At 36.2% G+C, this 12,367-nt stretch carries 10 protein-coding genes and 1 riboswitch; of the genes, 1 reads left to right on the forward strand and 9 read right to left on the reverse strand.

The window, feature by feature from the left end:
• Positions 1 to 9 precede the first annotated feature (9 nt).
• The 7 genes from pcrA to FC19_RS10705 form a co-directional block, all read right to left on the reverse strand.
• The gene (gene pcrA, locus FC19_RS10675) at positions 10 to 2,241 is read right to left on the reverse strand and encodes a DNA helicase PcrA (RefSeq protein ID WP_057876931.1); all 2,232 of its coding nucleotides are present in this window, start codon (positions 2,239 to 2,241) and stop codon (positions 10 to 12) included.
• A 191-nt stretch (positions 2,242 to 2,432) separates the two neighbouring features.
• A complete protein-coding gene (locus FC19_RS10680) occupies positions 2,433 to 3,626 on the reverse strand; it encodes a 5-(carboxyamino)imidazole ribonucleotide synthase (protein ID WP_057876932.1) in 1,194 nt (397 codons plus the stop codon).
• Between the two features lie 279 nt (positions 3,627 to 3,905).
• Positions 3,906 to 5,198, reverse strand: coding sequence for a nucleobase:cation symporter-2 family protein (locus FC19_RS10685; protein ID WP_057876933.1), 1,293 nt, complete (start codon positions 5,196 to 5,198; stop codon positions 3,906 to 3,908).
• Complete coding sequence (locus tag FC19_RS10690) at positions 5,191 to 5,778, reverse strand: xanthine phosphoribosyltransferase (protein ID WP_057876934.1); 588 nt, start codon at positions 5,776 to 5,778, stop codon at positions 5,191 to 5,193. The genes FC19_RS10685 and FC19_RS10690 overlap by 8 nt, the downstream gene beginning before the upstream one ends.
• A gap of 84 nt (positions 5,779 to 5,862) precedes the next feature.
• A riboswitch (purine riboswitch) is annotated at positions 5,863 to 5,961 on the reverse strand.
• Between the two features lie 41 nt (positions 5,962 to 6,002).
• Positions 6,003 to 6,683 carry a glycoside hydrolase family 73 protein gene (locus tag FC19_RS10695; protein ID WP_420805510.1) on the reverse strand — a complete coding sequence of 227 codons (681 nt, stop codon included), beginning with the start codon at positions 6,681 to 6,683 and terminating at the stop codon, positions 6,003 to 6,005.
• Between the two features lie 456 nt (positions 6,684 to 7,139).
• Complete coding sequence (locus tag FC19_RS10700) at positions 7,140 to 7,577, reverse strand: MarR family winged helix-turn-helix transcriptional regulator (RefSeq protein WP_057737569.1); 438 nt, start codon at positions 7,575 to 7,577, stop codon at positions 7,140 to 7,142.
• Positions 7,578 to 8,504: 927 nt separating this feature from the next.
• Complete coding sequence (locus FC19_RS10705; protein ID WP_057876936.1) at positions 8,505 to 9,296, reverse strand: carbon-nitrogen family hydrolase; 792 nt, start codon at positions 9,294 to 9,296, stop codon at positions 8,505 to 8,507.
• A 237-nt stretch (positions 9,297 to 9,533) separates the two neighbouring features.
• Here FC19_RS10705 and FC19_RS10710 point away from each other — a divergent pair, with 237 nt between their 5' ends.
• Positions 9,534 to 10,448 carry an L-lactate dehydrogenase gene (locus FC19_RS10710; RefSeq protein WP_057876937.1) on the forward strand — a complete coding sequence of 305 codons (915 nt, stop codon included), beginning with the start codon at positions 9,534 to 9,536 and terminating at the stop codon, positions 10,446 to 10,448.
• A 132-nt stretch (positions 10,449 to 10,580) separates the two neighbouring features.
• Here FC19_RS10710 and FC19_RS10715 read toward each other — a convergent pair whose 3' ends face one another.
• Positions 10,581 to 11,528: a metal ABC transporter substrate-binding protein gene (locus FC19_RS10715; RefSeq protein WP_057876938.1), complete on the reverse strand. Its 948-nt coding sequence runs from the start codon at positions 11,526 to 11,528 to the stop codon at positions 10,581 to 10,583.
• On the reverse strand, positions 11,525 to 12,367 hold the full coding sequence (locus tag FC19_RS10720; protein ID WP_057876939.1) for a metal ABC transporter permease: 843 nt from the start codon (positions 12,365 to 12,367) through the stop codon (positions 11,525 to 11,527). The genes FC19_RS10715 and FC19_RS10720 overlap by 4 nt, the downstream gene beginning before the upstream one ends.

A 12,367-nucleotide genomic window follows, 5' to 3' on the forward strand; every position in this document is an offset into this window, starting at 1 on the left:
ATCTCTAACTTATTTTTTCGTAATTGGCGCAAAGGCAGCTAACAAACGTTTAATACCTTTCCCTTCAAAAGCAATATCAAGCTCAAGATCTTCCCCTTGGCCCGAAGTTTTGACAACAGTTCCTATGCCCCATGCCTTGTGCATGACCTTGTCCCCAATCTGCCAAGACTTTTTATCAGCCCCTGTTCCTCTATTCTTTTCGATTGTACCAGCAGGCTGCCGGTACAAGGGCTTACTAAAGGCCTTTGTTTCCTTTGAATGCCGCATTTTACCTAGAGAAGCATTTGCAACTTCATGATTTTCAGCTTGCAGCAAATCAGGATCAATCTCTTGAATAAAGCGTGAAGCAGGATTAGTTTGTCGTCGACCATACAGCATACGTGAAAAAGCATTGGTTAAATATAGTGCCTTTTCAGCACGAGTAATCCCGACATATGCTAACCGACGTTCTTCTTCAAGTTCACTTTCATTCATCATTGAACGTGAAAGTGGGAAAAGGCCTTCTTCCAACCCCATTAAAAAGACAATAGGAAATTCCAAACCTTTGGCAGCATGAAGTGTCATCAATGTTACTTCGTTCGCATTCTCTTCGACTCCGTCTTGATCTGAAACAAGCGCTAAATCAGCCAAAAAATCAACAAATGGATCACTAGTTTCATCTTCAGGTTCCCAATTGTCATCAAATTGTTTTGTAACTGTCAAAAATTCATTCAAATTATCGAGCCTGCTCTGGTTTTCCAGATTTTTGGTCGCCTCTAGTGCTGCCTTATACCCCGTCTTATCTAGCAACTGTTCCGTCAATTCAGTAACTTTCAGTTTTTCCTGCATTGTGCGCAACTGCTTAATTGTATATGCAAAATTGCTCAAGGCCTTGCTGGCTTTACCCGAAATATTCGCCAGCACTGAGTTACTTGCTGCTTCAAGCAAAGACATATCGTTCATTTCTGCAAAAGCTGTTAATTTTTCAATACTAGTTGCGCCGATGCCCCGCTTAGGTTCATTCACTATCCGTTCGAAACTGATATTATCTTGCGGATTAGCAATTAATCGAATATATGCTAGCACATCCATAATTTCCTTACGATCATAAAACTTATGCGCACCAACAATTTTGTAGGGAATATTTGCTTTGATAAATGTTTCTTCTATTACACGCGACTGCGCATTTGTCCGGTATAAAATTGCAAAAGATCCAAAATTATATTGTTTTTGTTCCAACAGTTTCTGGATATTACGAACAACATAAAAAGCTTCATCATTAGCATTTTGGCCGCGATAATAATGAATTTTTTCGCCTTGGATATTGTTTGTCCACAATTGTTTTTCTTTTCGTCTAACATTGTTTTTTATAACTGAATTTGCGGCTTGCAATATGTTTTTGGTAGACCGATAGTTCTGTTCAAGTTTAACAATTCTCGTATCTGGATAGTCTTCTTCAAAGTTTAGAATATTTTCCATGTTTGCACCGCGCCAACCATAGATACTTTGGTCTGCATCACCCACAACACAGATATTGTGGTTTACTTGGGCTAGACAATTAACAAGCTCATACTGAGCTTTGTTTGTATCTTGATATTCATCAACATGAATATAGAGAAATTTTCTTTGATAATAGTTTAATACTTCTTCATCCTCTTTAAACAAGCGCAAAGTCAACATTATCAGATCATCAAAATCTACTGCCTGATTCTGCTCCAGCCCTTTTTGATACTCTGCGTAAACATCTGCTACAATCTTTTCAAAGGGTGTCTTTGCCTCCTGTGCATAATTTTGTGGCGTTTTCAAATCATTTTTTGCATTGGAAATCGCGCTTAAAATTGAACGTGGATCAAACTTTTTAGGATCAATATTCAAATCTGCCAAAATATGCTTAACTAATGTTCGTTGCTCGCTTGTTCCTGTGATCGTAAAAGCACGGTTGTATCCTAATTTGTCAATATCTCTTCTCAGAATACGAACACACAAAGCATGAAATGTTGAAACCCAGACATCCTCTGCCCCTTCGTCGAGCAGTTTGTTCACTCGCTCACGCATTTCCTTAGCAGCTTTGTTGGTAAACGTAATTGCTAAGACATTCCAGGGATTGATATTTTTTTCTCTAATCAGATAAGCTACACGATGGGTTAAAACCCTCGTTTTCCCACTTCCAGCACCAGCAATTATCAAAAGCGGTCCTTCAGTACATAAAACAGCATCTTTTTGCTTTTCATTCATTCCGTTCAATAGATCATCTGCTACCACTATTTTCAATCCTCTCTTTAGTCCAGTCGCTCTCCATTATAGCAAAAAAAAGAGAACACTTCTCTAAAAAAAGAAACAAACCTACTCTTGTTAGATTGGTCATCTTTTCTCAAAGTTGTGTACCCTTAAAATCTAAACATCCATTTAAAACTATACCTTTTCCTCTAAAAATATATATTCAGAAATAATTTTTACTCTTTTTCTTCCTTTATATCCTCTGTCATTGTCTCTTCAATTACAGTTTTATCGTTTTTAGCCTCTTCATTACAGATCCCTGTTGCATCGATCTGTTGGATCGCAGCTTCTGTTGTGTCAGCTAAGACCATCAAATAACCATTCTCACGCACATGAGCTGTTTTAGGATAACGATAAAAACGGTAATACCAGTTATCTTTAAGAATCCACTGTGTCCTAAGTTGATCCATCTCTTCCGAACGCAATGAAACCGCCACTGTCGGCTGTAAAAATTTAACTTGCGGTAGAGGCATCTGCGCAAGCGCACGTACATGCTGTTCAAACATTGAAACATTTGTAGCCTTATCAAAGACGTAACCGGCTTTATGCAGAGCAGGCACAATCCGTTTGACATATAACGTTCCGCTTTTAGTCAAGAAAAAGGCTATTTCTAAAATACCGACATAGTCCAACTTACTAGAAATATCACTTGCTAGCCTTTGCACTTCAGCTTTGATTTCTTCGGCAACATCGGATTTAACGACAGATTGGCACAACCGATGATTATGATAAATATTCTCAACAATTGGAAACATGTTCAAATTTCCATTTTTTTCTTTCGCAATAACAACCGATAGCTCTTTTTCATAGGGAATCCAAGCCTCTAAAATAAAAGTTCCCAAATCGATTAAATCCGCACACTTTGAGATATCCGACTGTTTTTTGATAATTTGCTGCCGCCTTCTACCGTATCCTTTTTGAATTGGTTTAAGTACACATGGATAGCCGATAGACCCGATCGACTGATAGACATCATCTAACCCCACGATCGTTGCATATGGTGCAATATTGATATTAAGCTGTTCAAGGAATGCACGCTCTAATAATCGATCCTGTGCAATTTCTAGAGTTTCTTTCCCTTGAGGCACACGCGTAAAGCGCTCCAAGAAAGCGACAACTTCAGCCGAGACACTTTCAGACTCGTACGTCACAACATCGCATCTTTCCGCAAAGTCTTGCAATTTGCTCTTATCATCTTGCATACCAATGATTCTTAAATCGGCCTCTTGCATAATAGGATCAGCTTCGTTGGGGCCATAAACAGCAACTTGAAAGCCCATCTTTTTTATTGTTTCGGCCAACATTATGCCATTAGGGCTATCTCCGATTATTCCAATCGTACTTCCGGGAAACAATACTTCATTATCCATTGTCTCACTACTTTCTCTATGGTCAGTTAATCTTAGTCTAATAATTTCTAACCTTACAAACTATAACTGCAAGTTGTTCTCTCACTTGATAGTTTACCATACATTGAAGATTTCAATTATTTATTAATTCTAAAAAAAAGCTTGTTTTATAAAAAATTTTGTCTTTTCTTAAAAAAGAGGGCTGGCCCATAGAATCATCGAAGTTACTTTGAACCTTTATGCCTAAGCTTTGTAAAACATTTTGCTTCTGCTTCGCTCACTTTATTCAATTGCTTATTATCATTCTAAGCCATGATGACCTTTAAAAAGAACATTCAGGCCAACCGATACTAAGCTTGCAACGACAATTCCATTTCCCAACAACAACTGAACTGTTTTAGGCAGAAACTGAAAAATCTCAGGATATACTGAAACTCCTAACCCCATTCCCACTGATAGAGCAACAATCAATAAATTTTTCTGATTAGAAAAATCAACTTTCAACAGCATTCTCATTCCCTGAACACTTATCATTGCAAACATTACCAGCATTGCACCACCTAAAACTGGTGTCGGAATAATAGTTGCAACGGCTCCTATTTTAGGCAAGAGCCCCATTAACATTAATAAACCTGCGGACCAATAGATTGGCTTTTTGGTTTTAATACCGGAGAGTTGCAACAATCCGACATTTTGTGAAAATGTCGTATACGGAAAGGTATTAAAGATTCCTCCCAAAACAGCCGCTATTCCTTCTGCACGATAACCGTGTTTTAGCTCCGTCGCAGATATTGGTTTGTTCAAAACATCTCCTAACGCAAAAAAGACACCTGTGGATTCGACCATCGAAACTAATGAAATAATAATCATTGTGACCGCAGAAGACCATTCAAAGTGAGGAGGCCCAAAATAAAAAGGCTGAGGTATCCGGAACCATGAAGCTTGCATAACAGGTTCTAACGAAACCAATCCTAACATTGCAGCTACAAGCGTTCCAATAATCAAGCCCAATAAAACGGCAATGGTACTTATGAATTTTTTGCCCCACACTTGAATAACTAAAATAACAGCAATCGTTAGAAAACCCAATAATATATTATGTAATTCACCAAAATCTTTTGAAGTTGCATCACCACCTCCGATATTTTGGACTGCAATCGGAATCAGTGTCAATCCAATGACTGTTATCAGTGAACCTGTTACAACTGGAGGAAACAACTTCCTCACTTTGGAAAATTGACCGGAAATTAAAAAAACAAAAAGGCCTGCAATAATAATAGCTCCATACATTGTTCCAATTGTAAATTCTTTTCCAATCATTTTTAAAGGTTCAACGGCTTGAATGGCACATCCCAGTACAACGGGCAGTCCAATGCCAAAGTAGCGGTTTCGCCAAAGTTGCAGCAAAGTTGCCAAACCACACATGAAAATATCAATTGAGACTAGATATGTCATTTGAGAACTATTAAACTTCAAAGCCGTTCCTATCAATAAGGGAACCGCAACTGCTCCTGAGTACATTGCAAGTAGATGCTGTAGTCCTAAAACTGCTGCCTTTCCGTGACCAACTTTTTTCTCGATTTGATTAATCATTTTCAGAGCTCCTCACGAAATGTACTTTATTATCCCGAAATGAAGAAATTCGTGCTAAAGATTCTAACCTTACGCCTCTTTTTTTTATCAGCTCGGCACCTTTTTGAAATGATTTTTCAATTGCAATTCCCACTCCCGCAACCTCTGCTTCTGCTAGGTTGCAAATATCAAGTAAGCCGTTGACAGCTTGACCATTCGCCAGAAAATCATCAATTATTAAAACATTATCATTAGCACTCAAAAATTTTTCATCTACCGAAATTGTATTTTCGACTTTCTTTGTATACGAGTAGACTTTTGCTGTGTACAGGCTGCCATCTAGAGTAGAGCTTTTCTGCTTTTTTGCAAACACAACAGGGACATGCATTAACAAACCTGTCATGATTGCAGGGGCTATCCCTGAAGATTCAACCGTTAATATTTTCGTAATAGTTTCTTCTTTATATAAACGTCCAAATTCCTGTCCTAAAGCATACATCAATTCTGGATCAATTTGATGATTCAAAAATTGATTAACTTTTAGTACATCTCCAGGAAGCACCACTCCATCTTCACGAATCCGTTCTTCTAATAATTTCAACTACTCAACCAACCTTCCTTTTTCTTGAGAATATAAAAAGGCTTCTTTTGATACGACAAGTCGTAAAAGAAGCCTTCCTCTTTGCTGATAGCTTTTTTTACTTATAGTCCAAGATTTGCGGTCTTGGGTAGAAACTCGTCAACCATATTATGACATTATATAAGTACAATACTTAAAGTAGATTAGCATATTTTATTTCAATCAACAAATTAAAATGTTTCTATTTAATTTGTTGATACTTTATCATATCTATTTAATTGATATTCTTGAATGATTTGGATTAGCTTTTTTGCATATCCTGGATCCGTCGCATATCCTTGTTTTTGTAGTGCAGCTGCTGCCTCTTGATAGTTTTTAGCAGTTAATACTGTTTGATAGTGTCCTTGATCCCACTCAGTTCCATTTACAAACAACTGAGTATGCGCTTCAATTGATTCGTTCCAGTCTTTGTAAGTTGCAAATTTCGCTTTAACTGTTATCCATTGCCCATTAACATATTCAGAGGTTGTCATTAACTGTGCATCTGCCGCATTACTTTTAACACCAAATAAATTGTGATATTTGCTTGCTAATTGGCTCTGTCCCCAATTTGACTCGAGTGCTGCTTGAGCAAGCGTAATACTAGCTAAGAGTTGGTGCTTTTTTTGTTCAGTTTGTGCGATTGGCAAAATTTGATTAATAAAATTTCTTTTAGTATTATCACTGAATTGTGTGGTATCTATATTATTATCATCTGACGTTGAGTATTTTCCAAGCCAATTCATCGCTTGAACTGTCAGAAGACTTATAATCAAAACCAGCACTAAAGCATCAGTTAATTGTAATTTACCATTAACTAATAAAAAGCCTCTTTTTTTCCGACTGCTTTTTCTTTTTTTTCTTCTTTTTTTAACCAAATTTTTCAACCCTTCATAAAATTAACTACGCTTTGCTTGGGAAGTTTGTCTCACTTACCTTTTCTGAACAGCTCTGAATTAATTATTGGTATCTTAAGCATTAATTAATTCAGCCTTAACAATATTATTCTTCCGAATAACTTTTGTCACACAAAAGAATAATCAAGCTACAGTGACTCTTCACTAAAAAACGCCGCCTTCTTCATCGAGCTGATTATATCATATAACACTTTATAAAATTTTTGAAAAACAGTTAAAAAATGTTTAATTTTTAAAATTAAAATCGATAAGCCTTAAAATGTTACTTTTAATCTTTAATGTTTGGATAGAACTATTCATCAGTATAAATGTGCCTCAATCTGTGCCCCTTAAACGTACATAATATTAGCCGTTTATCATTGTAAATAAAAAAAGTCGAGATACACTCTCAACTTTTAGCCATCATAAATGTTACACGTCCTTTTATTAAAATTCATCCAAACTCTCATCCGTAATTATCTCAATTGTTTGACGTAAAACACGCTTAAAAATAGCCAAATCCTTAGGTGCGACTTCATCTTCAAGCTTGTTTTCCAGTCTCTGCCAAAACTCATTGTCTGAATCCATCATCTGATGATACTTGTCTGTGACCATCAAGTGCGTAACCCGTCGATCTACATCGTCTAATCTTTTCTCAATCAACCCTAACTTCATCAACTTTTTGATGTGATAATTAGTGTTGGGCGTTGATTGATCAAGAAGTTTAGATATCATACCAATTGTTGGTTCCTTGAGTTGATAGATAGCTTCTAAATAATAAATATCAATTGCGCCAAGTTTTTCAAAATCAGGCGAGTTTTGATGCCGCTCATGCAACCTTAAAACTTGCGTTAAGTTCGTTAAAGATTTTTGTAAAGTAATCACGCTTTTTTCCCCCGAATGTTTAAAATAATTTATATAACATACGAACTATCATAATATACTAAAATAATATATCATTGTCAAGCAAACGCTGTAAGTTATACATTTTTTTACCTTCTATGCATGTATTTTACACTAATATGTTTAAAAATTCTAAAAATATGTTTCTAGCTAAAAACATGCTATCTATATTACTCTCAGCACATCCTTGGTGCAATTATTACAGAATTATCTATAAACATACCAGCACTAAACTACATAATCTCTATTCTACTATTTCTTTGCCAAAATTTAAATAACATATCGTAATATGTATTATTTAAATTATTAAAAATGATAATTTTTTACTTATTAATATTCACACCCTACCGCAACTAATCAATACTCTGATTTATCAATAGCATTTCCCTCTCTTTAATAAACAATTGCCTAATCCTCAGCAGCATTTTGGTCACTCTTGCCACTCACTACACTTAACAGTAAAAAAGTCATTACAGTAGCACAAAACCAGCCCTTATTCATTCTACATTTTTTCAAGGCCGTAGTGGTTGGACAATGACATTGCCAGAAGTAGTTATATAATGTTTTACCTGTTTTTTCACCTTAGTAAGTATTGAAACAATGAACCCACAAACCTTTCTCTCTTCAATTGAGCTCGCTGAATGTCATTTTTTATATAGATTAAAAAGATTGATATCCATTGTTTTTTGACCATTTAAATTTAGATAACAAATTAAATGAGTCTGTTTTTTTCTTTTACTACTATTTCTATTGTAGGACTATTTTTTATAGCCTCGATCGTTAAAAAGCTCATGGAAGCATTACTTTACAAAAAGATAATGGGCAGACAGTATACATACTTTGTTGCTGATATTACACCTCACTTCGCAAAACATGAACCATCTAGCTCGCTTTTTAAGCTTTTCGTAACTAATGATACAGTTCCGTCCGTCGATCTGAAAAAACTGGTATTTCACCACGTATTTTTTCGAGAGAACCCATATTCAAATTAACTGTAAAGCCACCTTCCTTGTCATCGGGGACCCTTAGCAATATATTCCCTAATGGATCAATTGCAAGTGAATGCCCACTAAAGTGTTCACCATTGGGACCTTCACCAATTCGATTAACAGCTACCACAAAAGCCTGATTTTCAATTGCGCGTGACTGCAACATAATTTTCCACTGCTCTATTCTTTCCTTCGGCCACTGTGCACTAACAAATAAAATTTTACCACCCTTACTCATCAAAGTTCTTTCCCATTCAGGAAAACGGATATCATAACAGATAACTCCCGCCGCTGGAATATCATCCAAAACAAAACGATTCATTTTTTTACCTGCTGTTATCCACTTATCTTCATGCATCAATCCAAAAAGGTGAACTTTGTCATATTCGCTGCAAAGTTCACCTTCGCGGTTGAAAACATAACTAGTATTATAGTATGCATTCCCTTTTGCTGTAGCCACTGACCCTCCCACAATATTCACATGGAAGCGCTGAGCAAGACCTGCAAGAAAACACTTTGTCGTGCGGCCGTCTTTGTCAGCTACTTCATTCAATTTCTCCAATGCATATCCAACATTCCACATCTCAGGAAGAACAATCACATCTGGGTTCTCGACAACCGCTTCTTCAATCAATCGCTGTACCCTTTCATAATTAGCATTTGCTCGTGCATATTCCACATTCATCTGTATCAAGCTCACTTTTAAAACCATTCGTTATCATCCCTTCTATAACTGCATCTATTCCATTTCAACTTTGATCAATTATTTTCAGTGCATCATTTCTATTAAAAAAATATTTCTAACCTAAACTTAATCTTACCAAAAAAAATCCTGTTTTTAAAAGTAATTTACCAGTTAAAAGTTCCTGTCTTTAGTTGACTTTACACACAGAACATTTAAAATTGGCATTATAATAAATTTAGATTATTTTAATGGAGGCTTTTATACATGAGAAAAATTGGTGTGATAGGTCTAGGACATGTAGGTGCGACCATTGCTTATACACTTGTGACCAAGGGAATTGCTGATGAACTTGTTCTAATCGATTCAAATGCGGAAAAAGCAGTTGCAGAGGAATATGATCTTAGAGACACAATCTCACGTTTAGATACTTTCACAAAAATTATTCCTCAAAAGTATAGCGCCTTACAAGATGCAGATGTCATTATAACGGCTTTTGGGAATATTTCGTCTATCAAAATGGATGGAGATCGTTTCGGTGAATTGAACTACAACGCTAAAGTTGTTTCAGAAGTCGCACAAAAAATTAAGAATTCTGGATTTAACGGTGTTTTGATTAATATAAGCAATCCATGTGACGTTATTACCACTCTTCTACAACGTCAAATTGGTCTTAGTAAAAAGCAAGTACTCGGTACAGGAACTTTTCTAGATACTGCAAGAATGCAGCGTGCAGTCGGTCAAGCAATACATGAAGATCCTAAGAATATAAGCGGTTATGTCCTTGGAGAACACGGTGAATCCCAATTCACAGCTTGGTCAACGGTGGAAATTAAGGGACATCCAATTGCAGAAGTCGCCTCTGCAAGGGGCCTCGATCTTGATGAATTGGACCAGCGTGCTAGACGTGGAGGCTGGCTTGTTTTTTCCGGTAAACATTATACCTGTTACGCGATTGCAACCTGTGCCATCAAACTGACTCTTGCTGTTCTTTCTGATGCACACCTCGCGTGTCCCACATCAGTTTATCTAGAAAACTACGCTCATTATATTGGTTATCCATCTGTTATAGGTCGTCAAGGTGTGATTGAGGTGAATAAAATTAATCTCACTGTCGAAGAACAAGCTAAGTTAGACAATTCTGCCAAGGTCATTTCTGAAAAGTTAGGTACATTAAAGTAACAGCCTTTTTATATTTTTTACAGGATCAAAACAAGGGAATGGGCAAAAATAATTACTTAGCCCACTCCCTTGTTTTAGCCTTATATTTTGAAACTCAACGTTCCTACTTCGACGTATATAAAGTCTGATCTCTTATTGAGACAATCCGCTAATTATTTTTTCTAAGTTCCACTTCATCATTGCATAATAACTGTCTCCAGCTCGACCTTTTTCTGCAACTGAATCGGTAAATAATTCAGAATAAATTGGAATTCCAGTATCCTTAGAAACAGTCTTCATAGATCTTTCATCGACACTATTTTCTACAAAAAGCACCGGAATAGAGGAATCGGTAAGTCTGGAAATCAATCTTTCTAACTGCCTTGGTGTTCCCTCTTGTTCTGTATTTATTCCCCAGATATAAATTGAAGGAATATTATAAGCCCTAGAAAAATATCTAAAACTTCCTTCGCTTGTGACAATCATTTTTTTCTTAGTGGGAATATCTCCAAATTCACGCTTAGCTTTATTATGAAGAACATTCAGTTTCTTTACATAAGCTCTTCTATTCTTTTTATAAAAGGCTTTGTTTTTTGGATCTTTAGCTGAAAGCTGCTTTTCAATATTTTTAGCATAGATCATCCCATTCTTAAGATCCATCCATGCATGTGGATCTTCCTTACCTTTTTCTGCTTTTCCTTCTAAATAAATTTTTCTGACCCCATCGCTAACTGCATAATAGTCTTTATTTGATCTCTTTCTTGTATTTTTAACTAACTTTTCAAACCAAGCGTTACCACCAGTTTCTAGATTAAGCCCATTATAAAAAATAAGATCTGTTTCAGCTGTCTTCTTTATATCTTTTGGTAATGGTTCATATTCATGGGGATTTTTCCCAACTGGAACAATACTATGCACCGTGATCCTATCTTTCCCGATATTTTTAGCAATATCAGCTATGATGGAATTGGTTGCTACCACTTTTAAAGTCTCTGTCTCCTCTGCTGTTTTATTTTTATCCAGAGAAGAACATCCTACCAGAAAAAAAACAACTAAAATAACTGAAAAAAAACATCCCAGCCATGAACCTATCGCTTTCATTTGTCATGTCCCCTCTTTTTTAAATACCTCTGTTTTGGAGAGACGAAAAAACTGATCAAGAAAACTACTGCCGCCGTTAAAACGATGCTTGAACCAACAGCAATGTTATAACTATATCCTACAAAAAGCCCTACAACTGAAACCACAGCCCCGATTGCTGCTGACAAAAAGATCATCTTTTTCAAGGTCTTAGTAAATAAGTAGGCTGTAGCGGCAGGAGTAATCAGCAATGCAACAATTAAAATCGTTCCAACGCTCTGCATTGCTGTAACAGCGACTAGCGTCAATAGCATCATCAGCATATAATGATAAAAATTAACACGCATTCCTAAAGCTTTTGCCATCTGCGGATCAAAAGATGTTAATAAAAGTTCCTTGAAATAAAGAACAATCATTACGATCACAAAAATTGAAACTGCGATTGTCATCCACTTGTCACTATCTTGCACTGCAAGAATATTCCCAAAAAGTATGTGAAATAAGTCAGTCGAAGTGCGTGCAACCCCAATCAGAATAACTCCAAGCGCTAAAAATGAGCTAAATGTTATTCCAATTGCAGTATCACTTTTAATAACACTGTTTTCTTTAATATAGGTGATAATTACAGAAGATAATATTCCAAAGGCAATTGCTCCAATGAAAAAATTGATATTCAAAATGTAAGAGATGGCTACTCCTGGGAGGACGGCGTGCGAGATTGCATCTCCCATTAGTGACATTCCTCGCAGAATAATGAAGCATCCCACAACTCCAGAAACAATTCCAACAACAACCGCAGTTATCAAAGCATTTTGTAAAAAGTGAAATTCCAGTAATCCTTGAATAAACTCTGCGGCCAT

Origin of the sequence: Liquorilactobacillus aquaticus DSM 21051 (assembly GCF_001436755.1) — a bacterium.
Taxonomy (GTDB): Bacteria; Bacillota; Bacilli; order Lactobacillales; family Lactobacillaceae; genus Liquorilactobacillus; species Liquorilactobacillus aquaticus.

Excerpts from the sequence above, each read along its gene's own strand:
- FC19_RS10680 (WP_057876932.1), bottom strand. The coding sequence starts at position 3,626 with ATGGATAATGAAGTATTGTTTCCCGGAAGTACGATTGGAATAATCGGA.
- FC19_RS10685 (WP_057876933.1), bottom strand. The coding sequence starts at position 5,198 with ATGATTAATCAAATCGAGAAAAAAGTTGGTCACGGAAAGGCAGCAGTT.
- FC19_RS10705 (WP_057876936.1), bottom strand. The coding sequence starts at position 9,296 with ATGGTTTTAAAAGTGAGCTTGATACAGATGAATGTGGAATATGCACGA.
- FC19_RS10710 (WP_057876937.1), top strand. The coding sequence starts at position 9,534 with ATGAGAAAAATTGGTGTGATAGGTCTAGGACATGTAGGTGCGACCATT.
- FC19_RS10715 (WP_057876938.1), bottom strand. The coding sequence starts at position 11,528 with ATGAAAGCGATAGGTTCATGGCTGGGATGTTTTTTTTCAGTTATTTTA.
- FC19_RS10720 (WP_057876939.1), bottom strand. The coding sequence starts at position 12,367 with ATGGCCGCAGAGTTTATTCAAGGATTACTGGAATTTCACTTTTTACAA.